This window comes from Exiguobacterium sp. N4-1P (genome assembly GCF_002214325.1).
The window spans coordinates 2864841-2890040 of sequence record NZ_CP022236.1; the positions used below are offsets into that span (position 1 = coordinate 2864841).

Consider the following 25200-nt stretch of genomic DNA (forward strand, 5'->3'; position numbering starts at 1 on the left):
TTTTTTGTGTTTTCAGCTAGGTGTTGCACTTAATATTACAATTCGTCCTATGCAATAAAAAACGTCTCACACCGCATTGGCATGAGACGTCTTATTTTTATTTCTTCGCGAAGAGATCGGCTGTCTTAAGTGCCATCCGAACCGCTTTACGGTTCAATGTACCTTCTTGATGTTTAACCATCTTCGTCTGCTTGTTGAGTTTACCTTGTAATGTTTTAATCTTTTTATCTTTATCTTTATCGCGTTTTTGGATCGCAGCGATTTTTTTCTCTTCTTCCGGGAAGAATGATTCAAAACGAGCGATTGCTTCTTCCATGCTGATTCCTGTGATCGGTTTAACCGCTGGGAGAAGTTCTGTTTTCGCCATTTCACGGTCAAACGGCACGTTCTCTGGGTAGTTCGTGTCTTGGTAGATGTGCTCCAATTCGTTTGTGTTCAAGAAATCGACGAAGTTGTCGAAGTTTTTCGCTTGAATCCGAGCCGGGCTTTGGAAGTCAGCTGTTTCGACGATGTCTGAAAGACGTGTGTCTGCCGTGATATCGTTCGCCCAGATGTGCGTCAATTGGTGGTAATCCGTCAATTCACGCATCCGTGCATCTTTCGGAATCAAAATACTTGGTGTTCCAGCGAGCGTCGCTGTGATGTTTCCGTGGAGACGCGCACCAAAGCTCAAGTCAGCTTCTTTGAGGAAGTCGAACCAAGTTTGAGCGTTCAAGAAGAAACGAACACGGTCGTTCATATATGTCGGGTCAGACATTTTAACCGGGTAGTTCGTGACAGAAAGGTCCGCGATCGGATGCGTTCCTGTGTACGTCAATTTCAATTCTTTCATCCATTGCGGGATGAAGTAGTGATTTGGATACTCTTCCATTCCACGTGTGATGAAATCAAGGACGTTTTTCGGCGAAAGACGTGACGAGTTAACACTGATCATCGAATCTTTCGTGATGTTTGTCTCACGGATGTGAAGATCACGACCAAACGCATACATCGATGGGCAACCGATGACTTTGTGATCGATTCCTTCACGGAAACCGAGGCGTGTCAGGTATTTCGATGTGATTTCACCACGAAGTCCGATGATGCTTGAACGTTCGAGGACTGCGCTGACGAATGCTTTAACATCCTCGTCGAACGGGAATCCGCCTTTTAAGTCCGGCTCGAATGGTGCGCGTAGACCAACACCGATGACGACGACCGGAATTTTCAATTTCTTAATCAAACGTGTGTACTTACGAAGTGATGGTGCGAACTCTTGACGGAATGCATCCGCAAGTGGAATGACGTAAAGATCGAAGTTTTCGTTGATCTCGTCTGCACGCTCTTCATCGTAGTAGTAATAGTCAGGTGTGATCGTCGTTCCTTCTGTCATCAATGTACGGAAGATACTGTACTGATAGATCAAGTTCCCGACGTTCCCTCCGATTGAGTTTTCTTTCATCATGTACTCAGCGTCGAACTGCTCAAACGGTGTCATACCGGCGCGAATGATAATACGTTTCATGTAAATTAAATCCCCTCTCACATCTGTTGTTCAGTTTTATATCCAAATGGTACTACACAATATATTGATGGTTTTTTCAATCTTACTAAGAATAGATGAATTCTAGTAAGGAAGTCAATGCTATGTCCGCGAGATTCAGCTAAAGTTCAGCTAGAACGTTTGTGCTCTCCAGTCTACTCTCTCCGCTTAATTTTACCAGTATAGTAAACAGCGTACTAATTCCTTATTCGGAAACTCCACTCCGCAATCGTTCATATATCTTTAAATTCGTATGAATCATCCGTAACGTCGGGTACACCGCTGGCTCCGCTCCTTCTATTAAACTGCCAAACAGATGGTCTGCTTCGACCATGCCTTGTTTTTCCATGTCCCGTTGCAACGACGACTTCATATCCGGTGCCATTTGGTGAATCCGTTTTTCCTGCTCCTGTTCGATATGTTGCACGAACGTTGCCCCTTGACTTTCCATGGCTTGTTTTGCTTCTTGTAAGACATTCCGGATGACACGATCCCCGGCTGCGTCGTCGCGAATCGGACCGATCGGTGCCCGAAATAGCGAAGTCACTCCGGAAAAAGTCGTAATGAAGAGATACTTTTGCCACATATCTTGCATGATGTGGTCTGATGCTTTAATCGATGCTTTCGTCCCTGCAAGTGCTTCCTTCACCTCAAACAAGCGATCCGTCCAGTCCCCTGTTCTTGGACCAAACACGAGTTGATGGGCAGGACTCGTCTGAATGACGCGTCCATTCGTGTCAAGCGTCGATTCAATGAAGCATAAGCCTCCGAGGACACGCGTCTCGCCAAATTTAGCGACGAGTTGTTCGATATGCCGCATCCCGTTCAAGACAGGTAACACATATGTATCAGGTCCGACGAACCCTTCGAGATCCCCGATGACATGCTCCAGGTGGTACGCTTTCGTCGACACGATGACTAGGTCAAACGTCTCTTTTGTTCCGACTTGGATTAAACGCGGCGTCAACGACACGTCTCCGTGCGGACTGTCAATCTCAAGACCTGTTCGCTCTAACTCCTTTGCCCGACGCTCACGGACAAGAAACGTCACGTCTTCCCCTTTTTCTGCTAGGCGTCCCCCGAAGTACCCTCCGACAGCTCCTGCACCCACGACTAAAATCTTCATCATATATCCTCCTTTGTCTTAAAGATCAACATGTTTTTCTCAGAAAATTGTTTTCTACATCCTATCATACTGAAGGTAATGCGAATGTAAACCAAACGAAATAAAGCGTTTTCATTAAAGCGCTTGCATTTTATATTCAGTCGTTTATACTACTTGTATACAAGTATACTCATAAAACAAAGCAGGTGATTTTTATGTCTGATTTTTTATACCCGATTAAATGGTTATCAAAAGCATCAACTGGAGATCGTGTCGCCCACGAACTCCGGATGCGTATCATTTCCGGAAAGATTGAGCAAGGGACCGTCCTTTCTGAAAATAAATTAGCGACGGATTTTTCCGTCAGTCGCTCGCCCGTTCGCGACGCTCTAAAAGTTCTCGCTGCTGAACGGATCATCCGGCTTGAGCGGATGGGTGCCGTCGTCGTTGGTTTGTCGGAAAAAGACATCCGCGAGATTTATGACGTCCGCCTGTTAATCGAAACGTTCGTCTTCGAACGAATCGTCCGGATGGACCGTCAAGAACTCGTCCGTGAACTGAGCAAGATTCTTGAGATGATGAAAGTCGCGATCAAGTTTAATGATGCCGACGAATTTTCGTATCAAGATGTTTTGTTCCACGAGACGATCATCCGGTCGATTGATCACAGTTATGTCAGCATGATTTGGCAAAACTTAAAACCGGTCATGGAAAGCTTCATCCTTTTATCGATGCGGACTCGCTTCGAAGGACAGATGGAGGATTTCGACCGGATCATCGCCAACCACGCACTTTATATCGAAGCCATCGAAACAGGAGACCGTGAACGGATGGTCACGTCTCTCCACCAGAATTTCGACGATGTCCAAGAAGTCGAAGATTTATGGCAATCGCAACAGATGATGACGAAAGGAGTCGAACCACATGACTGAATACATGCTAGGAATCGATATCGGGACGACGAGCACGAAAGCCGTCCTCTTTACGACAAAAGGAGAAGTCGTCGGCCAGACGAACGTCGGTTATCCGCTCCATACACCAAACCGTTCGACTGCTGAACAGGATCCGGAAGAAATTTTCCACGCCGTCCTCGAAACAATCCGGCTGCTGACGAGGCAGTATCCGGACCAAAAACCGAAATTCGTCGCTTTCAGTAGTGCAATGCACAGCTTGATTGCCATCGATGAGGAGGACCAGCCTTTGACTGCCTGCATCACCTGGGCGGACAGTCGGAGCGAAGCCTGGTCGAACCGGATTAAGGAAGAGTACGGAAATGATGTCTACCACCGGACCGGTACACCGATTCACCCGATGTCCCCTCTCGCGAAAATCTGTTGGCTCGTCGAAGACCGGCCGGAGATTGCCGAGCGGACGAAAAAATACATCGGAATCAAGGAATTCGTCTTCCAGCGTCTGTTCGGACGTTACGTGATTGATCATTCGCTCGCATCGGCGACAGGATTGTTCAATATCCACGACATGAAGTGGGACTCGAAAGCCTTAGAGATCGCCGGCATCGATGCTTCAAAATTGTCGGAACCTGTCTCGACGACGACACAGTATTCGGACATTAATCCTGAATATGCAAAACAAATCGGACTTGATCCGGCAACACCTTTCATGATCGGTGCCAGTGACGGGGTCCTGTCAAACCTCGGTGTCAACGCCATCCGTAAGGGCGAGATTGCCATCACGATCGGGACGAGCGGTGCGATCCGGACTATCATTGACCGGCCGCAGACGGACGAAAAGGGACGGACATTCTGTTACGCACTGACTGAAAAGCACTGGGTCATCGGTGGTCCGGTCAACAATGGCGGGATGGTCTTACGCTGGATTCGTGATGAGCTCGCATCGGCTGAAGTCGAAACAGCGAAACGACTCGGGATTGATCCGTATGCGGTGTTGACGAAAATCGCTGAACGGGTCCGTCCGGGTTCAGACGGACTGTTGTTCCATCCGTATCTATCGGGCGAACGGGCACCTCTTTGGAATCCGGACGTCAGTGGCTCATTCTTCGGATTGACGTTGTCACATAAAAAAGAACATATGATTCGTGCCGCGTTAGAGGGTGTCATCTACAACCTGTACACTGTCTTCCTGGCATTGATTGAATGTATGGATGGTCCTGTCACACGGATTCAAGCAACCGGGGGGTTCGCGCGATCTGAAGTGTGGCGTCAGATGATGGCCGACATCTTTGAGTCGGAAGTCGTCATTCCAGAAAGTTTTGAAAGTTCATGTCTCGGGGCTTGTATTCTCGGATTGTATGCGACTGGGGAAGTCGATTCATTCGAAGTAGCTGCTGAGATGATTGGGGAAACACATCGTCATGTACCGAATGAAGAAGCGATGCACGAATACCGTCAATTGCTACCGATCTTCATCAGCTTGGCACGGACGCTTTCAGCCGACCATCGGCGGATCGCAGAGTATCAACGTAGCTTGATTCAGCAAGAAAACTAATTTATCTTTTGGGGGAAGTCACATGCCGTTAGTCATCGTTGCCATTGGGATCATCACATTACTCGTTTTAATCATGGGGTTGAAATTAAACACGTTTGTTTCATTAATCATCGTCTCGTTCGTCGTCGCTATACTACTTGGAATGCCGCTCGACCAAATCGTCACGACGATTGAAGCCGGTCTCGGCGGAACACTCGGTCACCTTGCGCTGATCTTCGGACTCGGTGCAATGCTCGGGAAATTAATTGCTGACGCCGGTGGTGCACAGCGGATCGCGATGACACTCGTCGCGAAATTCGGGGAAAAGAACATTCAATGGGCAGTCGTCGTCGCTTCATTCATCATCGGGATCGCGTTATTCTTCGAAGTCGGACTTGTTCTATTAATTCCAATCGTCTTTGCGATTTCACGTCAGCTTCGCGTCTCGATTCTCTATCTCGGGATTCCGATGGTCGCAGCACTTTCTGTTACACACGGCTTTTTACCACCTCACCCCGGTCCAACTGTCATCGCGGGTGAATACGGGGCAGATTTAGGGCAAGTCTTACTTTACGGTTTCTTAGTCGCTGTTCCGACGGTCATCATCGCCGGACCGCTCTTTACGAAAGTCGCAAAACGTCTTGTGCCGGAATCATTCAAAAAAACAGGTAACATCGCCTCACTCGGCGAACAAAAAGAATTTGATTTAAGTGAAACACCTGGATTCGGAATCAGTGTGTTCACAGCAATGCTACCTGTACTCTTGATGTCGATCGCCACGATTTTGACATTGCTACAAAAAACGCTCGGCTGGGACGGCAATGCGGTTCTTTCTGCCATCCAGTTCATCGGGAATGCTTCCACAGCAATGTTGATTTCGTTACTCGTCGCAGTCTATACGATGGGACTTGCACGTAATATCCCAATCAAGACCGTCATGGATTCATGTACGACAGCGATCACACAAATCGGAATGATGTTACTCATCATCGGTGGCGGCGGTGCCTTCAAACAAGTCTTAATCGATGGAGGCGTCGGTAAATATGTCGCTGAACTCTTTGCTGACACAACACTTTCACCGATTTTACTCGCGTGGTTGATTGCCGCGATCTTACGGATTTCACTCGGTTCGGCGACGGTCGCCTCACTGACGACAGCCGGACTCGTCATCCCGCTCCTCGGTCAATCAGATGTCAATCTCGCCCTCGTCGTACTTGCGACTGGTGCTGGTAGCTTAATCGCTTCGCACGTCAACGATGCCGGGTTCTGGATGTTCAAAGAGTACTTTGGTTTAACTATGAAAGAAACTTTCGCGACGTGGACGCTGCTTGAGACAATCATTTCCGTCTTCGGACTTGGATTCGTCCTCCTCCTCAGTCTCGTCGTCTAAAAAAAGGAGTCGTTACACTATGCTAAATTCAATCGGAGTCATCGGCCTTGGTGTCATGGGACGCAACATCGCCATGAACATGGCGAGCCATGATGAAAACGTCGCTATCTATAACTACACGCCAGACTTAACGGAACAACTCATCGCGAACCGCGAAGGGTTACCGCTTCATCCGTACTATGACGTCGAAGCCTTCGTCCGCTCACTCGAGCGTCCACGCAAGATTTTCGTCATGGTCACGGCGGGAAGTGCCATCGATTCCGTCATCGATTCGCTTATTCCGCACCTTGAGACGGGCGATATCATCATGGACGGTGGGAACTCCCACTTCCTCGATACGGAACGTCGCTTCGACCAACTAAACGAGCACGGCATCGAGTACATCGGTGTCGGTGTCTCAGGTGGTGAAGTCGGGGCCCGGACCGGTCCTGCCATCATGCCGGGCGGAACAAAAGAAGCGTACGATCAAGTTGCGCCGATTTTGACAAAAATTGCAGCACAAGTGAACGGCGACCCATGTTGTGTCTACATCGGACCTAAAGGGGCCGGACACTTCGTCAAGATGGTCCATAACGGAATCGAGTACGCTGACATGCAGTTGATTGCAGAAGCTTACAGCTTCCTCCGTGTCCGTCTCGGACTCGATGTCGAAGAAATTGCGGACATCTTCTCCTCATGGAACGACGGCGAGTTAAAAAGTTATCTGATTGAAATCACGGCTGAGATTTTACGGAAAAAAGATGACGAGACGTGTCTTCCCTTGATCGACGTCATTCTCGATCAAGCCGGTCAAAAAGGAACGGGCAAATGGACGAGCTTGCAGTCCATTGATAATGGGATCGCTTCCTCTATCATTACGGAGGCACTCTTCGCCCGTTATCTCTCTGCCGTCAAAGAAGAACGTGTCGCTGCCGCCTCTGTCCTCGGTGGACCGGAAGCCCGTGCAGCGCTCGACAAAGACGTTTGGATCGAACGCATCCGCCAAGCACTCTACATGGGTAAAATCGCGGCTTACGCACAAGGCTTCACCCAGTACCGGACTTCATCCGAACTGTATGACTGGAACTTACGTCCTGAAGAGATTGCCTTGATTTTCCGTGGCGGTTGTATCATCCGCGCTGAGTTCCTCAATGTCATCAGCGAGGCTTTTGCAACGGACGCATCACTCGACAACTTAATGCTCGCACCGTACTTCGCAGACAAGGTACAGGCGTATCAAACGTCGCTCCGCCAAGTCGTCGCAGAAGGTGCGCTCACAGGTCTTGCGTCACCGTGTCTCAGCACGTCACTGACGTATTACGACAGTTACCGGACAGCGAATTCAAATGCCAACATCCTGCAAGCACAACGTGATTATTTCGGAGCCCATACGTATGCCCGGACCGATCGCGAAGGAATGTTCCATACTGAATGGCAATGACTTATACAGCTCTATCTCCCTGTTTCATTCAGGGAGATAGAGCTCTTTTTTTGTTCACAATTCATTTCTTGAAATAAGAATTTACAGGTTAAACCTTGACAAAAGAGACGCTTTATATGAAATTAGTATTAGATTAGAATTATTCTAGTGTGATAAGTACAGTTATTCTTAACGACTAGAACAGATTCTTAAATAGAACCCAACAGGAGGATTTTTATCATGTCTTTAATCGGAAGTGAAGTAAAACCATTTAGTGCATCAGCATTCCACAACGGAGAGTTCGTCGATCTTACAGACGCTAACCTTCGTGGAAAATGGAGTGTCGTTTGTTTCTACCCAGCAGACTTTACATTCGTTTGCCCGACTGAGCTCGAAGATCTTCAAAACCAATACGCAGCACTCAAAGCGCTTGACGTTGAAGTGTACTCCGTTTCAACAGATACGCACTTTACACATAAAGCTTGGCACGAAACTTCAGAAACAATCGGTAAAATCGAGTACGTCATGATTGGTGACCCGTCACACGTCATCTCACGTAACTTCGAAGTCTTAAACGAACAAGATGGACTTGCTGATCGCGGGACGTTCATCATCGATCCGGACGGCGTCATCCAGACTGTTGAAATCAACGCTGGTGGAATCGGCCGTGATGCAAGTACACTCGTCAACAAAATCAAAGCAGCACAATACGTGCGCAACAACCCAGGTGAAGTTTGCCCGGCGAAATGGGAAGAGGGTTCTGCAACACTCACACCTAGCCTTGACCTCGTAGGGAAAATTTAAGGAGCGGATTTGAGATGGCTTTAGCAGCAGATATTAAAGCACAACTCGCTCAATACCTCGATTTGTTAGAAGGAGACATCGTCCTCGCCGTCAGCGCCGGGACGGACTCCGTCTCACTCGAGATGAGCGAACTCGTCGAAGAAATCGCGAGTATGTCACCACGCATCAGCATCGAACAGGCGACGCTCGCCCGGACACCGAGCTTCAGCGTCAACCGCGCTGGTGAAGTAAGTGGAATTACGTTCGCCGGGATTCCGCTCGGTCACGAGTTCACGTCACTCGTCTTGGCTTTGCTCCAAGTCAGTGGTCGTGCGCCGAAGATCGATGCGCCTGTCATCGAACAAATTAAAGGCATCAAAGAGACGTATCACTTCGAGTCGTACATCAGCCTCAGCTGTCACAACTGCCCGGATGTCGTCCAAGCCTTGAACGTCATGAGCGTCCTCAACCCGAACATCAGTCACACGATGATTGACGGTGGAGCGTTCAAAGAAGAAGTCGAGCAAAAAGAAATCATGGCTGTCCCGACGGTCTTCGTCAACGGCGAAGCATTCGGGAACGGACGGATGTCACTCGAAGAGATTCTTGCGAAGCTCGGTACGGGTACAGATGCAGCCGATTTCGCTGACAAAGATCCGTACGACGTCCTCGTCGTCGGTGGCGGTCCTGCCGGTTCAAGTGCCGCGATTTACGCAGCACGTAAAGGCATCCGGACCGGGATTGTCGCAGAACGTTTCGGCGGACAAGTCATGGATACGATGAGCATCGAAAACTTCATCAGCATGAAGTACACGGAAGGTCCGAAACTCGTCGCGAGTCTTGAAGAGCACGTCAAGGAGTATGGCATCGATGTCATGAACCTGCAACGGGCTACTCGCCTTGAGAAAAAAGACCTCGTTGAGCTGGAACTTGAGAATGGTGCGGTCCTCAAAACGAAAACGTTGATTTTGTCGACAGGTGCACGCTGGCGTAACGTCGGTGTCCCAGGCGAACTTGAGTTCAAGAACAAAGGTGTCGCGTACTGCCCACACTGTGATGGTCCACTCTTCGAAGGAAAACGCGTTGCGGTCATCGGCGGCGGTAATTCTGGTGTTGAAGCGGCCATCGACCTCGCAGGTCTCGTCAAACACGTCACGGTCCTTGAGTTCGCACCTGAACTGAAGGCAGATGCAGTTTTACAGCAACGTCTCGCAAGTCTTCCGAACGTCACGGTCGTCGCAAACGCCCAGACGAAGGAAATCACGGGGACGGATAAAGTAAACGGCATCACCTATGTCGAGCGTGAAACAGGGGTTGAACAACACGTTGAGCTGGAAGGCGTCTTCGTCCAAATCGGTCTCGTGCCGAACACGGACTGGCTCGGTGATACGGTGGAACGCAACAAATTCGGTGAAATCCTCGTCGACCGTCATGGTGCGACGAATGTCCCTGGTGTGTTCGCAGCAGGTGACTGTACCGATAGTGTATATAAACAAATCATCATCTCGATGGGCTCAGGCGCGACAGCTGCACTTGGTGCCTTCGATCATATGATTCGCAATTAATCGTTTAAACGTCTTGCTTCGGCAAGGCGTTTTTTTAATTTAAATACTATGTTTTCATCGATGTACGATTCTTATTTCCATTGCTTTCCTCGGGCATTGCTCCTTGCCTAGCGGACAATGAGTAGGGTCTCGCCTGCCTCTGGCAAGTCGCGTTAATAACGCACTTCAGACTGTAGACAAAGTGATATCGGGAGATCAAGCGTCTTTTTTTCGTTGCTTTCCTCGGGCGAGGCGCAAGCCGTTGCTCCTTGGTCCTAGCGGACAATGAGCAGGGTCTTGCCTGCCTCTGAAAATGCGTTAAAAACGCACTTTTCCCCGCAGGAGTCAACGAAACGTGACACTTTTTAGGTAATACCGTGAGGGAAATCCAGGCATGCAGACGGCTTAGAGCGCAATCCGTCTCGAATCGCTTTTAAAGCGAAAAGCAATCGATCGCGACCCTGCAGCTTTGCTGTAGCGGCGTGACCGAATGCCGCTTTGAAGACGAGGCGAGACAGGGGAGCGCGAACAGATTGCCTCTCGTTATCGCATGTTCACGCTTCATAAGCGTTTGTCTACACGCTGAGTGCGTTAATAACGCACTGTTCCCGTAGGAATCAATGGAAAATGAATCTTTTCCGAGACCATTTGGCTGAAGCACTATGTGAAACACAGATCTTTTAACGCGTATCCTGAATGGTATTGCTCCAACGCGAAAAACAAGCAGAAGCGAATTTGAACGAATACATACGCCGTCTTCCCTCTTCAGTATAAAAAGCAACGGTTCAACTGACCCCTATAAATTGTTCGATATTGACACTTTTAGCTAGTCCAGTATTTTGATAGATTTAAGCTATTCAAAATCTATCATAAAGAAGGTCTGACTCATGCAAAACGCAACACCGTATTCAAGCACTCGTACCCGGCAACTCGTCATCACGTCGATGTCGATTGCACTTGTTTTTGTCGCAACATTCTTTATTAATATTAAATTGCCAATCGCAGCGAACGGCGGACTTGTCCATATGGGGACGGCCATGTTGTTCATTATCGCCCTCTTGTTCGGACCGCGAACTGCCATGATCGCCGGAGCAGTCGGAATGGGACTCTTCGATATCGTATCAGGCTGGACACTTTGGGCTCCGTTCTCGTTCGTCGGACGTGGTCTGCAAGGTTTCGTTGTCGGTTATATTGCCTGGACATATGGTCGTAAAGCAACGAATGTCAGCGTCAACGTACTCGCAATGATTGCTTCTGTTCCATTTATGCTTGGCGTTTACTATATCTGTGAAGGGATTCTTTATAGTAACTGGATCGCTCCTGTTGCTTCAATCCCAGGTAACCTCGTTCAAAACGTCGTCGGAATCCTCGTTGCGATTCCGGTCAGCGCAGCTTTAAAGAAAACAGCATTTTTCCGCCAGCGCGGATAATCCATATGAAAAGCCCTGTCTCCTAACGATTAGGAAACAGGGCTTTTTCATTTTGTCGTTTTTAATGAATCAGTTGTGCGGCTGTTAGTTTAAGTGTTTCGGTTGTTTCCGCATGGATTTCGTCAAACAGATCCGGGTGCGCAACAAGCGATGTTCCGTATGACGGAATCATCTCCTTGATTTTAGCTGTCCAACCGTCGATTTGATCCGGGAAACATTTTTCGAGCACTTCGAGCATGACCGGTACAGCGGTCGAAGCTCCCGGTGACGCACCGAGTAAGGCCGCAACGGACCCATCCGCCGCACTGACGACTTCCGTTCCGAACTGGAGCGTCCCTTTTCCTTGTGGTGTATCTTTGATGACCTGAACGCGTTGTCCCGCGACGACGACATCCCAGTCTTCAGTTTTTGCGTTCGGAATGAATTCACGTAGCTCGTTCATCCGTTGTTCTGTCGAAAGCAGCACTTGTTCAATCAAATATTTCGTTAAGCCCATTTCTTTTGCTCCGGCAGCAAGCATCGTCAAGACATTGTTCGGTTTGACGGACGCGAGCAAATCGAGATTCGAACCGGTCTTAAGGAATTTCGGTGAGAACCCGGCAAACGGTCCGAATAACAGTGATTTCTGCCCGTCGATGTATCGTGTATCCAAATGCGGGACCGACATCGGAGGTGCTCCGACTTTCGCTTTCCCGTACACTTTTGCATGGTGCCGTTCCGCGATGTCCGGATTTTTACAGACGAGGAACAGACCGCTGACCGGGAATCCGCCGATTTGTTTTGATTCGGGAATCCCTGTTTTTTGGAGCAATGGCAGACTGCCGCCACCGCCGCCGATAAAGAGGAACTTCGCCGTATGATGTTCAATCCGGTTGTCCTGTTCGTTTTTGACTTTGACTTCCCAGCCGCCGTCGACTCGTTTCAAGTCTTCGACGCCGTGCCCATAATTGATTTCAACGCCCTGTCCTGCGAGGTGCGTGAATAAAATCCGTGTCAGCGCACCGAAGTTGACGTCTGTCCCCGAATCAATTTTTGTTGCAGCGATCGGTTCCGGTGACGTCCGCCCTTCCATGATGAGCGGAATCCATTGCTTCAGCTGCTCCGGATCATCGGAAAGTTCCATCCCTTTAAAGAGTGGATTCGCTGATAGCGCTTCCAATCGTTTTTTCAGAAACTCGACGTTTTCCGCTCCTTCGACCATACTCATATGCGGAATCGGCATAATGAATTCTTCTGGATTCGGTAAGACGTTTTCTTTGACGAGATACGACCAAAACTGGCGTGACAGTTGGAATTGTTCATTTACTTTCACGGCCTTACTGATATCGATCGTTCCATCTGCATTCTCTGTCGTATAGTTGAGCTCACATAACGCGGCATGACCCGTGCCCGCATTGTTCCACTCATTCGAACTTTCTTCCCCTGCGTTCGGTAACTTCTCGAACACTTTAATTGTCATGTCAGGCGCGAGCTCTTTTAATAAGACCCCTAGCGTCGCACTCATGACTCCTGCACCAATCAATATTACGTCTGTTTGTTTAGGCATACTGCTCATGATATCCTTCCTATCCCCGTTGATATTATGGACCTGCCATGAAAAATAGAGCGCTCTCATGACGACAACTTACCTTTCCATTATAACCCTATCACAGGTCGTTCATATATTAAAATATTGGGTGTTTCCGACTTAAAATAGATGCACTTTCCCTGAATCGCACGCGCACATCCTGAGACATACTTTCAGAGAAAGCGGATATATATTCTAGTAGAAGAAAAAGGGGGAATGATTCATGGCGACACGCTGGATTTTTGGCAATCAGCTGAACCACACGTTACCGCTTCTGCAGGAAGCGGATCCGAAACACGATGTCATCCTGATGGTCGAAGCAACGTCCCGCTCGACCTGGAAAACGTACCACAAACAAAAACTGGTGCTGATTTTTTCAGCGATGCGTCATTTCGCAGACGAACTCCGGGATAAAGGGTTTACGGTCGATTACCGGGAAGCGGATTCGTTTGACGAAGCATGGAAGCAGCACCAGCAACAATACAAACCGACGCACCTGCTCTATACAGCCATCACAGACGAACCGATGCGCCGTGCCATGAAAAAATTCCAGGAAGGTCTTCCGAAGACAATCACCGTCGATGTCTGTTCCGACGTTCCGCTCTTTTTGCTGACACAGGACGAAGCCGTCGCCATGCTCGGGGACAAACCGTGGAAGATGGACCGGTTCTATCGTCAACTCCGAAAAGACCGCCTCCTGTTAATGAACGGAACCAAACCGCTCGGCGGAAAATGGTCGTTTGACGCCGATAACCGAAAACCGGCGAAGGACGGCGTCGATTTTAAAGCACCGATCCGGTTCCGGCCGGATCAGATTACGCGTGATGTCATCAACAAAGTCGAGACGACGTTTGCCGATCATCCGGGGCAGCTCGATACGTTCCACTGGCCGGTCACACGACAGGAAGCACAGCGGGCACTCGCCCGTTTCATCGACGAACGGCTTGAGACATTCGGAACCTATCAGGACGCGATGCTGACAGGAGAGGATACGTTATCACACTCTCTCCTTTCCTCGTCGATCAATATCGGATTGCTGTCACCGGACGAAGTCATCAAAGCCGTTGCGGCAGCGCTCGAAGAACAGGAGGCGCCGCTCAATGCCGTCGAAGGGTTCATCCGCCAGATTCTCGGGTGGCGTGAGTACATGCGGGCCGTCTATCTGAGTGAGATGCCCGGTTATGAACAGGTCAATGTCCTCAAACACGATCGTGACTTGCCGGACTTCTTCTGGGACGGTCAGACGACGATGACCTGCGTCGCCGAGTCGCTCCGCCCTGTCATCGAAACGGCGCACAATCATCATATCCAGCGGCTGATGGTGCTCGGAAACTTTGCCAATCTGTTTGAGATTTCGCCGCAACAAACGGCGGACTGGTTTAATGAAATGTACATCGACGCCTATGACTGGGTTGTCCTTCCGAATGTACTCGGCATGGCCTTGCATGCCGACGGTGGTCTCCTCTCGACGAAACCGTACATCGCGTCGGCGAACTACATCCATAAGATGAGCGACTACTGCGGGAACTGTCCCTTTAATCAGAAGGAGGCCCTAAGTGACGAGGCCTGTCCGTTCAATGCCTTGTACTGGGACTTCATCGCGAGGCACGAGGAACGCTTCTCCGGCAATCAACGGATAACGATGATGTACCGGCAGTGGGCTAAGCGGGACAAAGCGGATCAGCAGGCCATCCGTAAAAAAGCGACGGCATTGAAGAAACAGTTGGCGGACGGACAGTTTCATCGCTGAGTCTGCCACTGCGACAGACTCGACAAAGACCCGACTCCCTGTCTTCTTCGGCAGGCAATCGGGTCTTTGTCTTTCAGCTCAGGAGCGCGGGTGAAAAAAAGTGAGCGCGCCTTTGTCAGACGCTGCTCTGTTTTTTCATCACGCACTGTGCCGTTCTGCTTTTTGATGTTTTTTCGTCCGCAACTGATACAGGACAAACAATCCGATGAACCAGACCGGTGTCAGGAGTAAGGCCGGACGGGTTTCATCCGCGACGAGCATGACGACGAGGATCAGTCCGAACAATCCGAGGACGAGGTAGTTGACGAACGGTGTCCACGGTGCCTTGAACGTTGACGCCGCATGCAGTTCCGGTTGTGTTTTCTTATATTTCAAGTGACAGACGAGAATTACACCCCAGACCCAGATGAAACAGATCGCACTGATTGTCGTGACGATGCTGAAGGCCTGTCCCGGGATCAATTTACTGAGTAACGCTCCGCCCGACACGACGAGTGTTGAGATGAACAAGGCGTTCGCCGGAACATGGTTTTTATTGAGCTTCGAAAAATTAGCCGGTGCCTGTTTTTGATTTCCGAGATTATAGAGAATCCGGCTTGTCGAGAACATTCCGCTGTTACAGGCTGAGGCAGCAGACGTCAAGACAACGAAGTTGATGACGCCGGCAGCAAGCGGGATTCCAATCAAGCTGAACGTTTTAACGAACGGACTTTCCGTCGCATTTAGTCCCGTCCACGGATTGATCATCAGGAGAACCAGTAACGCCCCGACGTAGAAGAAGAGAATCCGTAACGGAATCTTGTTGATGGCAGATGGAATGTTCTTTTTCGGATCGGCTGTTTCCGCTGCTGAGACCCCGATTAATTCAACTCCGACATAGGCGAAGACGACCATCTGGAAGGACAACAGGAAGCCGGTCACACCGTTCGGGAACATTCCGCCGTGTTGCCACAAATTACTGACGGTTACAGGACCTGAATCGGTTTGGAAACCGATGATCAGTAAGACGATCCCGACACCAATTAAACCTAAAATCGTAATGACCTTAATCAAGGCGAACCAAAATTCAAGTTCCCCAAACAGTTTGACTGTCAGTAAATTAAAGCCGAGTAAAATCAGGAGCGAGATCACAGCCGGAATCCACTGCGGAATATCGAACCAGTATTTCACGTACACGCCGACCGCAATGACGTCCGCCATCGCCGTCATGATCCAGCAGAACCAATACGTCCAGCCGGTCACGAACGCGGCACGTGGACCGAGATAATCTTCTGCGATATCCGTTAATGATCCGTATCCGGCTTTTGACAATAACAATTCTCCCAGTGCCCGCATGACGAAGAAAATCGCAATCCCGACGAGTAAATACGCAAAGACGATCGATGGTCCCGCGAGTTGAATCGCTTTCCCAGATCCTAAAAACAATCCTGTCCCAATCGTTCCCCCAATCGCAATCAACTGGACGTGCCGATTCGATAAATCCCGTTTCAATCCTTCTTGTTGTTCCAAACCTGAACTCCTCCTTGAATGCTTTCTCTAGTTCCCCCGGTCGGACTGTTCTGTCAGTCCAACAAAAAAAAGAGACTGGACGGGTGTCCAATCTCAAAAAAATCATCAGAATAGCAAATAATCATCCCTTGACTGGCGACGCCAATTCAAAGAATCAAGATTTAGTACTCTTCTGTCCTTTTGCCTGAGATTGTGAACCCTTCGGCGCCGTATATACGGTCTCTCCAGAAGCTGCTCCTGCCATAGTGTGACCCATGACAATCATAGCTTTCTCTTTTATTCGGTTGCTGAGGTGACATAATCACCTGAATTGTTTTTAATTCTAGTAATCCTTAAATCGTTTGTCAATGCTTTTGTTCCGTTGTTTTATTTCTTCTTTCACAGATTGAAAGTTAAAATGTATTTGTAAGTAGTTATTTCACAACTAAATTCACTTCTTTTGACCACTCACCTTGAAATCTTCTAGAAATTTTCATCCCATATATTTTTCCGGATAAATATATATCGTAAGACTGGTCTTTTAAAACCTTAACTTTATAATCTTTGTCAGTTTGTGTTGTAAAAGGCGGTATCATAATAGTATAGTAGCTATTTTCATCCCATGAAGACGGAGTTATCACTTGTCCACCAGTAAAATGAGAAGTTTTAAGACCGCTCAATCGTTTACCTGAAGAATTACGTACACTTATTGTTGTATCAATTAAATCTGGCAATTTCATTGAAAATTTCGGCGTAGAGTGATTAATGTCTAATGAGTACATATTTCCTGACAGTACTATATTAGATTTACAACTAGGATTTTCTCCCGGATAATCCGTATAACCACTTTCATATAGCTTACCGACTTGCCAGTTATAATACTTTCCTGTAAAAGCGTCAAATTCAAAGTTACCTTTCTCATCAATGCGTCCTGATGCTGCCGGTTCTTCACCTACAATGCTATTTAAGAAAAAATAACATCCATTTAAATCACTATTGCTAATGTTCCCTTTCACTCGGACCACTAAATCACCGAGATCCTTTAATAATTGGCAGCTTACACTTGTCTCATCATTTTCATCTAGATAACATGTATTACTTCCGAGACCGCCGTTAAGCTTATCTTCTCCCTTGTCCCCAATTAATTTGTCGTCTCCGTCATTTCCTTTAATCTCATCATTTCCTTTACCGCCTTTAATCGTATCGTTCCCTTTACCTCCCTCGATAACATTAGAATGATCATTTCCAGTTAACGAATCGTTTCCTACACCACCAACTATATTTTCAATATCCGATTTTACTAAATCTTTTTCCCCCTTTTCTCCATCATCTTTTTTTCCATCCAAATCAACTCGTACGGTTGCTTTACGTTTTGCATATGTAACTGTGTCCTTACCACTCCCACCAACCATCATGTCCGATCCACTTTCACCATCGATAGTGTCGTTTCCTGTGCCACCATAAATTACATCATTTCCGCTTCCAGCAAGTATGGTGTCGTTTCCTGTACCACCATCGATGGTGTCAGCTCCACCTAATCCTTTAATCGTATCATTTCCACCTAAGCCGCATATTACATCATTTTTCTTTGAACCGATGAGAATATCTTTATTTTTAGTTCCTACGATGGTACATTTTTTCCCATCAACCGTTTTAAATGTCTTAGCACTGACTGACTCCATATTTTGAATAGAGAGTACTAAAAAAATCAGTAATAGAACAGCTGATACATTTTTTATTAATTTCATTTCGTTATTCCTCACTTTTTCATGATTTAAGCTTACCGCAACTAGTGACCCTACCGGCTCAATGCATATCATACCGTTGAAGTTCTCTGATTGTCGCCTCCATATCTATACAACCATTAGGAAAAAGTTGTAAATGATCTCGTCTTTGTGCTATCGTCATTGTTTTTCCGATTCTTAATACTTTAGGTGGAGATAGAGATAAATTTTTATTTTTTGAATTAGTTAATAAATCGTTCATTACTTGATCCCGATACGTCTTCAAATTCAAATTTTGTTTTGATTTACTTTTCATTTTTGCTTTTAGAATAGTCTGCTCTAACTGCAGATAATAGTTAAGTTTTTTTTCTTTCCCCCACCAAAACCCCCAAAATCCACCTCTCGCGTTTGCTACGTAACCCCACTTCCCATCGAGCACGTCTTGTAAATCGCGATAAAATCCTTGCCAAGAGAACGCTGTCCATTCCGCGACCGGAAGCGTTTTATACGAATTGATATCATTGTCTAGCCGCTTCAGATGTTGAAGGTAGTCTGCTAAAACCGCATTCTCCGGAATCTTCCGATCATCATGTTCTAAAATCTTAATCATTTCTTGGCGGGTGAACAGTTGATAACCTGCTTTACGTACTACGATGATTTGACTGCTCGATGATTTTGTAATAAATCGGTAAGGGGATATAGTCTCGTGTTACGACATTCGTTTTTATTTCTTCCAAGTAACGCTCGAGTTGTCCGGAATGCTCCGAAGTGAATGTCTTATCTTCAATTAAAATTGCATATTTTTCATTAATGATGGCTAATACATCCAACCCTTTGGATTGACGAATGATACGGACCTGATGAACTGTCTCATCCAGGGTGTAATCGTGCAGTGAAAAAATTTTATGTATGAATCGTGTCGCACCACGATGTAACTCCTGATTGACTGAATGCAGACCGGCTTCCCCCCACTTCAACAGCCAACATAAAAAAGCATCTTGTGACAGTTCGCTCGTGGCATAATCAAATAAATTAGGCTTCATCAGTAGAGACCTCCTTTTCCTTTTATTAATCATATCCAAAAAATGGATTAAAAGAATCATTATTAATTCATTCTTTTAAAGAATGAATTAAGTTTCTATTCATGCTATTTACTTATAGTTCTTATAAGATATATCTATTTTACTTCCCCTTCGAACTCGACTACATTTAACGAATTGATAACAAAGTGAAGTAGTTCGAATCCCTGTCTCTACAGGGAATTGTCTTAAGAAAAGAAGGGGTACATTATGTCTACACAAGCAAGTCATGCACGAAAAGGGTATTTGATGATGGCTGTTCTCTGGTTCGCGTATGCGACGTTCGCCATGAACTGGGTCGCCGGATCCTCCCTGACTCCGCAAATCACGGCTCATTTCTTCGGGGACCGGACGGTTGATCCACTGATTTCACAGCTCGTCAATTACTCGATCACGACCGCACGCGTCTTTGCGAACATCCTGGCGGCACTCATCCTGATGAAACTGGGACCGAAAAAAGCACCGATGCTCGCCCTGTTGTTTCTGATGATGGCGATCGTCGCCATTTATCTGCCGAACTACTGGGCCTATACGGCAGCACGAATGGTCATGGGTCTCGGCTGTTCGATGGTCATCGTCTACATGAATCCGGTCGTCACCCGCTACATCAGTGATCCGACGGAAAAACTGCGAATCAATGCGCTCAATACCGTCTCGTATAACGTTGGTGCGTTCGTTGTTTCATTACTGTTTACGTTTTTTGCGACCCAGTTCACGAACAACTGGCAACTGACATTGACGATTTTTGCTGCGTTGACAGCAGTCCTGTTCCTTGCCTGGTTGATGTTCAGTGAAGAATTCGACTTAAATGCAGCAAGCGATCAAAACGAAGCCGTGACAGCTTACGGCTACCGCGATGCCATCAAAGACAGCTTCTTATGGAAGTATGCGATTGCATTCGGCGGTTTCTTGACGCTCTACATTTTGTCACTCGTCGGTCTCAAACCGGTGTTCGATACGTACACCGAACTGAACGGTTCACTCGTCAACCTGCTTGTCTCCGGTGCCGGCATCATCGGAACTTTTGTTGGTCTGAAAATCGGCAGTCGCGGAACACCGCGAAAACCGATTCTCCTGACCAGCGGACTCATCATGATTGGCAGTTTCATCGTTACGGTTGCGTTCGGCAACATCTCGCCACTCGTTTCGTAAATCTTTGCCTTCATTTCCGGTTTTGCGATGTACATCCAGTATCCGATTTTCATGAACTTGGCACACGAGATGAAAGGGATGACACCGCAAAAAATCACCGTCCTCTTCGGTCTGTTTTGGGCAATCGCTTATGCGACGCAGACGATTTTCACCATCATTTGGAGCTATGCCCTCGGTCATATGGGCTATACCGTCTCGATGGTCGTCTTTTTCGTCAGCTGTTCGACTTATCTGTTTTCAGCTTTTTCTTACCTGAAACAAAACCGAAGCAGACGCAACCCGCTTCCAAAAAAACGGCGTAACATTGCAAAAACCCATCGTGTTTCCTGACGAAAATACGATGGGTTTTTAGTTACAATAACGCGTATGATGTGATGTTGCCGCGTTGCTTACGTAACGCAAACAGCATCGGAATTAAACCTTCATGATACGGAATGAACGTCCCTGCTTGAATCCGGGCGATGATTTCCTCCTCCGTCGCCCAGGCGACAGCTTGCACTTCTTCCTGTTGTAAGACGAGTGTCGACAAATCGATATCTGCCTCAATTAAGTAAACATCATCGAACCCTTCATCAAAATGCGACGTCAAATGTGGGCGCATGCCCTCAAAATCGTAACGCAGGCCAATCTCTTCAAACAGCTCCCGTGCTGCCGCCTGCTGGCTCGTGTCTCCCGCGACCGCACTTCCCCCGACGGTCAAGTCCCACAAGTTGGACCAGCCTTCTTTGAAAGGTTGCCGTTGCTGAATCAACATTTCGCCGCTTGAGTTAAACAGACAGACGTGCACGACTAGATGATAATCGCCGTCTTGTAACTTCTTTCCCCGTGTCCATGTCCGTCCTGTTTTCTCGCGGTCCGCGGTATAGATATCCCATTGTTCCATTTACTTCTTCCCCCCTGCCCAATTGTCCGCAAACAGCGTCGAGACCGTTTTGTCTGCTTTCGCCCGGTCGAGTCCGAGCACGACACTTAAAAAGAGTGTCTCCGCCGTCTCGTCGAACAGTGTCAGTTCGTACTGTTTGCTGAGACGAACCCACCGTCTTTTGCCTTGACCTATTTTGTTTCCTTGATACGTGACACTAAACGTCATCGTCGCCCAGTTGATGTCGATCTGCAGGTCCCGGCTGTCAATCCGGTAATCCGCAAACATCAAAAACCCTGTTTTTTGAATGGTTGCAACGACACGTCCGTCCACTTCCACAAGGATATGCGGCAGCATACTGAACGTCTGTTTCGTCACGCGGCCGACCTCGGCTGTTTCTTGCACGAGTTGCCAGTTTTTCTGCATTTGCAACAACTGCCCGGTCACTTTATATGCGACTTGACCTGACCCATCTTGAATCGTAAAACGACGGTTCAAATCCATCGTCTGGTTCATCAAAAGTGCTTTCATCGGTTCCTCCCTGAGTTCGGTTTATGAACTGGCCTCTTCGTCCTCTTTGACACAGTCAATTGCGACGACCAGCGCAATCAACACCTTCTCGACATCCGGGTCAAAGACTTGAATCTCGTAACTGTCACCAAACGTGAACCATTTTTTATCGACACTTCCGACGACTTCCCCATGACGTTTGATTTGAAAATCCATGTCCCACCAATCGCCGTCGATTTCTAAATCTGCCGCGTCAATCGTGTAACGGTCTTTAAAGAATGTAAATGATTTTTCGATCGTCAGTGTTTCGCCATCGACCTCAACAAAAAATTTCGGCAACAGGCTGAATACTTTCTTCGTGATGACGGCGACTTCTTCCCCGTCGACGCTCGAAATCGAAAAGGTCTTCGGAATTTGCATGAAGCTTCCTTCGACGAGATAGACATCCTGTTCCTGCTGATCTTGAATCGAAAAACGTCCCCGTAAACTGAATACTTTCTGTTTCATGTAAAGTGTGTGCATGGCTCTTCATCCTTTCGAAATTCAGAAGTTTTATTATTCTACGCACCACACTAGTATTTAGTTTCAACACAATACGAATATTTCACATAGTTAGTTAGGTTTGTTAGCGTCTCGTGAGTGGTATCGGATTAAGACTACAGTTCGCTTAGGAGGTCCACTCATGCCCATCCATACCGTCATCTTGATTACCTTACTTCTGCTCGTTGCGCTCGTCTTCATCGTCCCGCTTATTGTCGTTCTCTACTTATGGGCGACCGATTCACGTCAAAAAGAACATGCCGTCCTCCGAAATTTTCCCGTCCTCGGTAAAATGCGTTATATCTTAGAAAAGATGGGTCCGGAACTTCGGCAATACCTGTTCTTGAACAACAATGAAGGAAAACCATTTTCCCGAAACGATTACAAATCAGCCGTCATCGCCGGTAAATACAATTCACGGATTCTCGGTTTTGGATCAGAACGTGACTTCGATGAAGCCGGTTTTTATATCCAGAATGCCCTCTTTCCGACGAACCGCGATGAACTCCGGGTCGCGAACGATAACAAAGTTCCAACCTACTTATATGAACTCGATCAAGATAATTTATTCACCCGGAAAGAACATCTCGTCGAAAAACAAGTCGCGCCCTTTTTATTACAGGACAACGACGCCCCGATCATCGGTGAAGCGACGTGCCGCCAGCCGTTTCAAGTCCGCGGACTGATTGGGCAATCAGCGATGAGCTTCGGAGCACTTGGAGACCGGGCGATCACTGCGCTGTCGATTGGCCTCGGACGTGCCCAAGGCGCCTGGATGAACACGGGCGAAGGTGGTCTGTCCGACCACCATTTAAAAGGCGACGTCGATATCATCTGCCAAATCGGTCCCGGACTGTTTGGCGTCCGGACGGAAGACGGTGACTTTTCATTCGAAGAATTTGAACAGAAAAGTCGAATTCCTCAAGTCAAAGCATTCGAATTAAAACTTGCCCAAGGTGCAAAAACGCGTGGTGGTCACCTCGAAGGTGAAAAGGTCACACCGGAGATCGCCAAAGTCCGGAAAGTCAAAGCCGGTGTCGGCATCGATAGCCCGAACCGCTTTAATGAGTTCAAGACGAACGCCGAGATGCTAACGTTCGTCGAGAAGTTACGCGACATCGGTGGGAAGCCGGTCGGTATCAAAATCGTCGTCGGGAAAGTCGATGACATCAAGGATCTTGTCGCCTATATGGCGGAGTCCGGCAAACATCCCGATTTCATTACGATTGACGGCGGCGAAGGCGGGACCGGGGCGTCGTTCCAGGAGCTCGCCGACGCGGCGGGTCTTCCGATCAAATCGGCGCTCCCCTATGTCCATCAGCTCCTCGTCGCATACGGGATTCGTGACCGGATTAAACTGTTTGCGTCCGGTAAGTTGATCAGTGCCGATAAGATTGCCGTCGCCTTAGGGCTCGGTGCTGATTTCGTCAACATCGCCCGCGGCCTGATGTTCAACGTCGGTTGCATTCAGGCACAAGTCTGTCACACAAACCATTGTCCGGTCGGTGTCGCGACGACGGATCCGAAACTGCAAAAGGCCCTCATCGTCGACGAGAAGAGCTTCCGGGTGACGAACTACATCATCTCGCTTCGGGAAGGGCTCTATAATTTGACGGCAGCGGCCGGACTTGAAAGCCCGACGCAGCTAACGGCTGAACACATCATCTACAAGGATCAACATGGTCATGTCACGAAAGCAACGGCGCTGAACTACAATCCATTGAAATGATTGACGTGTGCAAGCAGCTGACTCCTACGATCTGTGGAGTCAGCTGCTTGCACTTTTTCTGCAATACGCTTAAAGTATATAGTTGATGAAATTTTAATTGAGCAAAACGAATTACCTTAAGGAAAGGGTTTTATATACGATGAAAAACAACTTTTGGCAGGACCTGCCACGACCATTTTTTGTACTTGCACCAATGGAAGATGTCACCGACGTCGTCTTCCGTCACGTCGTCGCGAAAGCAGCGCGGCCGGATGTCTTCTTCACTGAATTTACGAACACCGAGAGTTACTGTCATCCGAAAGGCAAACAGAGTGTCCGCGGACGCCTCGAGTTCACGGAAGATGAACAGCCGATGGTCGCCCACATTTGGGGCGACAAGCCGGAATATTTCCGTGAGATGAGTATCGGGATGGCGGAAATGGGCTTTAAAGGCATCGATATCAACATGGGTTGCCCGGTCCAGAACGTCGCCGTCAACGGAAAAGGATCAGGCTTGATCAACCGTCCCGACGTTGCGGCCGAACTGATTCAAGCAGCGAAAGCCGGCGGTCTGCCGGTCAGCGTCAAGACGCGTCTCGGCTATTCGAAAATCGAGGAGTGGCACGACTGGTTACGCCACATTCTCGAGCAGGATATCGCCAATCTGTCGATTCATTTGCGGACGCGTAAAGAAATGAGTGCCGTCCCGGCGCACTTCGAACTGATTCCGGAAATCAAGAAACTCCGCGATGAAATCGCGCCGCAAACGCTCCTGACGATCAACGGAGACATCAACGACCGGCAGCATGGTCTGGAACTCGTCGAGCAGTACGGTGTCGACGGTGTCATGATCGGTCGCGGGATTTTCCATAACCCGTTTGCGTTCGAAGTCGAAAAGAAAGAGCACTCGAGCGAAGAGTTACTAGGCTTGTTACGTCTGCAACTCGACCTGCATGATCAGTACTCATCTGAATTCGAACCCCGTCTCTTCAAACCGCTCCGCCGGTTCTTCAAGATTTATGTCCGCGGTTTCCGCGGGGCGAGCGAATTGCGCGCCCGTTTGATGGAAACGAATTCAACGGACGACGTCCGGGCGCTGCTCGACGAATTCGTCGAACAGGAAGGCATTCACGCCGTCAATTCGTTTTCGATTTAATGTAATCATGTGAAAGAGCAAGGCCACGCGCCTTGCTCTTTTTGTC

22 protein-coding genes and 1 riboswitch are annotated in these 25200 nt (G+C 48.0%); of the genes, 12 read left to right on the plus strand and 10 right to left on the minus strand.

The window, feature by feature from the left end; translation table 11 throughout:
- Positions 1 to 97: 97 nt before the first annotated feature.
- Together A0126_RS14650 and A0126_RS14655 are read right to left on the minus strand one after the other, a co-directional pair.
- On the minus strand, positions 98 to 1504 hold the full coding sequence (locus tag A0126_RS14650; RefSeq protein WP_088838262.1) for a polysaccharide pyruvyl transferase family protein: 1407 nt from the start codon (positions 1502 to 1504) through the stop codon (positions 98 to 100).
- A 223-nt stretch (positions 1505 to 1727) separates the two neighbouring features.
- Positions 1728 to 2648, minus strand: a complete 921-nt coding sequence (locus tag A0126_RS14655) for a ketopantoate reductase family protein (protein WP_088838263.1) — start codon at positions 2646 to 2648, stop codon at positions 1728 to 1730.
- A gap of 194 nt (positions 2649 to 2842) precedes the next feature.
- On the opposite strand from A0126_RS14655, the gene A0126_RS14660 reads away from it, so the two are divergent.
- The 7 genes from A0126_RS14660 (at position 2843) to A0126_RS14690 (ending at position 11618) form a co-directional block, all read left to right on the plus strand.
- Positions 2843 to 3559, plus strand: a complete 717-nt coding sequence (locus A0126_RS14660) for a GntR family transcriptional regulator (protein WP_088838264.1) — start codon at positions 2843 to 2845, stop codon at positions 3557 to 3559.
- Positions 3552 to 5093, plus strand: a complete 1542-nt coding sequence (gene gntK, locus A0126_RS14665; RefSeq protein ID WP_088838265.1) for a gluconokinase — start codon at positions 3552 to 3554, stop codon at positions 5091 to 5093. The genes A0126_RS14660 and gntK overlap by 8 nt, the downstream gene beginning before the upstream one ends.
- Positions 5094 to 5115: 22 nt before the next feature.
- Complete coding sequence (locus tag A0126_RS14670; protein WP_029332123.1) at positions 5116 to 6462, plus strand: GntP family permease; 1347 nt, start codon at positions 5116 to 5118, stop codon at positions 6460 to 6462.
- Between the two features lie 19 nt (positions 6463 to 6481).
- Positions 6482 to 7882: a decarboxylating NADP(+)-dependent phosphogluconate dehydrogenase gene (gene gnd / locus A0126_RS14675; RefSeq protein ID WP_088838266.1), complete on the plus strand. Its 1401-nt coding sequence runs from the start codon at positions 6482 to 6484 to the stop codon at positions 7880 to 7882.
- 219 nt (positions 7883 to 8101) lie between these two features.
- Positions 8102 to 8665, plus strand: a complete 564-nt coding sequence (gene ahpC / locus A0126_RS14680) for an alkyl hydroperoxide reductase subunit C (RefSeq protein ID WP_028105377.1) — start codon at positions 8102 to 8104, stop codon at positions 8663 to 8665.
- A 14-nt stretch (positions 8666 to 8679) separates the two neighbouring features.
- The gene (gene ahpF / locus A0126_RS14685) at positions 8680 to 10209 is read left to right on the plus strand and encodes an alkyl hydroperoxide reductase subunit F (protein ID WP_088838267.1); all 1530 of its coding nucleotides are present in this window, start codon (positions 8680 to 8682) and stop codon (positions 10207 to 10209) included.
- 866 nt (positions 10210 to 11075) lie between these two features.
- Complete coding sequence (locus A0126_RS14690; protein ID WP_029332126.1) at positions 11076 to 11618, plus strand: ECF transporter S component; 543 nt, start codon at positions 11076 to 11078, stop codon at positions 11616 to 11618.
- Positions 11619 to 11679: 61 nt separating this feature from the next.
- Here the strand turns inward: A0126_RS14690 and mqo are convergent, their stop codons facing one another.
- The gene (gene mqo, locus A0126_RS14695) at positions 11680 to 13173 is read right to left on the minus strand and encodes a malate dehydrogenase (quinone) (protein ID WP_088838268.1); all 1494 of its coding nucleotides are present in this window, start codon (positions 13171 to 13173) and stop codon (positions 11680 to 11682) included.
- 235 nt (positions 13174 to 13408) lie between these two features.
- On the opposite strand from mqo, the gene A0126_RS14700 reads away from it, so the two are divergent.
- The gene (locus A0126_RS14700) at positions 13409 to 14935 is read left to right on the plus strand and encodes a cryptochrome/photolyase family protein (RefSeq protein WP_088838269.1); all 1527 of its coding nucleotides are present in this window, start codon (positions 13409 to 13411) and stop codon (positions 14933 to 14935) included.
- 138 nt (positions 14936 to 15073) lie between these two features.
- Here A0126_RS14700 and A0126_RS14705 read toward each other — a convergent pair whose 3' ends face one another.
- The 4 genes from A0126_RS14705 to A0126_RS14720 form a co-directional block, all read right to left on the minus strand.
- Positions 15074 to 16444: an amino acid permease gene (locus tag A0126_RS14705; protein WP_088838270.1), complete on the minus strand. Its 1371-nt coding sequence runs from the start codon at positions 16442 to 16444 to the stop codon at positions 15074 to 15076.
- A 162-nt stretch (positions 16445 to 16606) separates the two neighbouring features.
- Positions 16607 to 16682, minus strand: a riboswitch (glycine riboswitch).
- A 175-nt stretch (positions 16683 to 16857) separates the two neighbouring features.
- The gene (locus A0126_RS14710) at positions 16858 to 18171 is read right to left on the minus strand and encodes a calcium-binding protein (protein ID WP_162288274.1); all 1314 of its coding nucleotides are present in this window, start codon (positions 18169 to 18171) and stop codon (positions 16858 to 16860) included.
- Positions 18172 to 18229: 58 nt separating this feature from the next.
- Positions 18230 to 18757, minus strand: coding sequence for a hypothetical protein (locus A0126_RS14715; RefSeq protein ID WP_088838272.1), 528 nt, complete (start codon positions 18755 to 18757; stop codon positions 18230 to 18232).
- Between the two features lie 31 nt (positions 18758 to 18788).
- Entirely contained in the window at positions 18789 to 19190 is a 402-nt protein-coding gene (locus tag A0126_RS14720) for a PD-(D/E)XK nuclease family protein (protein WP_157898503.1), read from the minus strand.
- A 246-nt stretch (positions 19191 to 19436) separates the two neighbouring features.
- On the opposite strand from A0126_RS14720, the gene A0126_RS14725 reads away from it, so the two are divergent.
- A complete protein-coding gene (locus A0126_RS14725) occupies positions 19437 to 20378 on the plus strand; it encodes an MFS transporter (protein ID WP_088838274.1) in 942 nt (313 codons plus the stop codon).
- A gap of 12 nt (positions 20379 to 20390) precedes the next feature.
- The gene (locus A0126_RS14730) at positions 20391 to 20708 is read left to right on the plus strand and encodes a hypothetical protein (protein WP_255407451.1); all 318 of its coding nucleotides are present in this window, start codon (positions 20391 to 20393) and stop codon (positions 20706 to 20708) included.
- Between the two features lie 22 nt (positions 20709 to 20730).
- Here the strand turns inward: A0126_RS14730 and A0126_RS14735 are convergent, their stop codons facing one another.
- The 3 genes from A0126_RS14735 to A0126_RS14745 are packed head-to-tail and all read right to left on the minus strand — an operon-like array spanning position 20731 to position 22272.
- Entirely contained in the window at positions 20731 to 21261 is a 531-nt protein-coding gene (locus A0126_RS14735) for an NUDIX hydrolase (RefSeq protein ID WP_088838276.1), read from the minus strand.
- Positions 21262 to 21771 (minus strand): LURP-one-related/scramblase family protein, encoded by a 510-nt coding sequence (locus A0126_RS14740; protein ID WP_088838277.1) that lies wholly within the window; start codon positions 21769 to 21771, stop codon positions 21262 to 21264.
- A gap of 21 nt (positions 21772 to 21792) precedes the next feature.
- On the minus strand, positions 21793 to 22272 hold the full coding sequence (locus tag A0126_RS14745; RefSeq protein ID WP_088838278.1) for an LURP-one-related/scramblase family protein: 480 nt from the start codon (positions 22270 to 22272) through the stop codon (positions 21793 to 21795).
- Between the two features lie 160 nt (positions 22273 to 22432).
- On the opposite strand from A0126_RS14745, the gene A0126_RS14750 reads away from it, so the two are divergent.
- Together A0126_RS14750 and A0126_RS14755 are read left to right on the plus strand one after the other, a co-directional pair.
- Complete coding sequence (locus tag A0126_RS14750) at positions 22433 to 24019, plus strand: FMN-binding glutamate synthase family protein (RefSeq protein ID WP_088838279.1); 1587 nt, start codon at positions 22433 to 22435, stop codon at positions 24017 to 24019.
- Positions 24020 to 24158: 139 nt separating this feature from the next.
- The gene (locus A0126_RS14755) at positions 24159 to 25154 is read left to right on the plus strand and encodes a tRNA dihydrouridine synthase (RefSeq protein ID WP_088838280.1); all 996 of its coding nucleotides are present in this window, start codon (positions 24159 to 24161) and stop codon (positions 25152 to 25154) included.
- The last annotated feature ends 46 nt before the right edge of the window (positions 25155 to 25200 follow it).

What these genes read in the sequence shown, in the direction of transcription:
- A0126_RS14700 (WP_088838269.1), top strand. Translation starts at nt 13,409, where the DNA reads ATGGCGACACGCTGGATTTTTGGCAATCAGCTGAACCACACGTTACCG.
- A0126_RS14720 (WP_157898503.1), bottom strand. Translation starts at nt 19,190, where the DNA reads ATGAAGCCTAATTTATTTGATTATGCCACGAGCGAACTGTCACAAGAT.
- A0126_RS14650 (WP_088838262.1), bottom strand. Translation starts at nt 1,504, where the DNA reads ATGAAACGTATTATCATTCGCGCCGGTATGACACCGTTTGAGCAGTTC.
- A0126_RS14715 (WP_088838272.1), bottom strand. Translation starts at nt 18,757, where the DNA reads ATGATTAAGATTTTAGAACATGATGATCGGAAGATTCCGGAGAATGCG.
- ahpC (WP_028105377.1), top strand. Translation starts at nt 8,102, where the DNA reads ATGTCTTTAATCGGAAGTGAAGTAAAACCATTTAGTGCATCAGCATTC.
- gntK (WP_088838265.1), top strand. Translation starts at nt 3,552, where the DNA reads ATGACTGAATACATGCTAGGAATCGATATCGGGACGACGAGCACGAAA.
- A0126_RS14740 (WP_088838277.1), bottom strand. Translation starts at nt 21,771, where the DNA reads ATGAAAGCACTTTTGATGAACCAGACGATGGATTTGAACCGTCGTTTT.
- A0126_RS14750 (WP_088838279.1), top strand. Translation starts at nt 22,433, where the DNA reads ATGCCCATCCATACCGTCATCTTGATTACCTTACTTCTGCTCGTTGCG.
- A0126_RS14710 (WP_162288274.1), bottom strand. Translation starts at nt 18,171, where the DNA reads ATGAAATTAATAAAAAATGTATCAGCTGTTCTATTACTGATTTTTTTA.
- gnd (WP_088838266.1), top strand. Translation starts at nt 6,482, where the DNA reads ATGCTAAATTCAATCGGAGTCATCGGCCTTGGTGTCATGGGACGCAAC.
- A0126_RS14725 (WP_088838274.1), top strand. Translation starts at nt 19,437, where the DNA reads ATGTCTACACAAGCAAGTCATGCACGAAAAGGGTATTTGATGATGGCT.
- A0126_RS14660 (WP_088838264.1), top strand. Translation starts at nt 2,843, where the DNA reads ATGTCTGATTTTTTATACCCGATTAAATGGTTATCAAAAGCATCAACT.
- ahpF (WP_088838267.1), top strand. Translation starts at nt 8,680, where the DNA reads ATGGCTTTAGCAGCAGATATTAAAGCACAACTCGCTCAATACCTCGAT.
- A0126_RS14670 (WP_029332123.1), top strand. Translation starts at nt 5,116, where the DNA reads ATGCCGTTAGTCATCGTTGCCATTGGGATCATCACATTACTCGTTTTA.
- A0126_RS14655 (WP_088838263.1), bottom strand. Translation starts at nt 2,648, where the DNA reads ATGAAGATTTTAGTCGTGGGTGCAGGAGCTGTCGGAGGGTACTTCGGG.
- mqo (WP_088838268.1), bottom strand. Translation starts at nt 13,173, where the DNA reads ATGAGCAGTATGCCTAAACAAACAGACGTAATATTGATTGGTGCAGGA.
- A0126_RS14735 (WP_088838276.1), bottom strand. Translation starts at nt 21,261, where the DNA reads ATGGAACAATGGGATATCTATACCGCGGACCGCGAGAAAACAGGACGG.
- A0126_RS14755 (WP_088838280.1), top strand. Translation starts at nt 24,159, where the DNA reads ATGAAAAACAACTTTTGGCAGGACCTGCCACGACCATTTTTTGTACTT.
- A0126_RS14745 (WP_088838278.1), bottom strand. Translation starts at nt 22,272, where the DNA reads ATGCACACACTTTACATGAAACAGAAAGTATTCAGTTTACGGGGACGT.
- A0126_RS14690 (WP_029332126.1), top strand. Translation starts at nt 11,076, where the DNA reads ATGCAAAACGCAACACCGTATTCAAGCACTCGTACCCGGCAACTCGTC.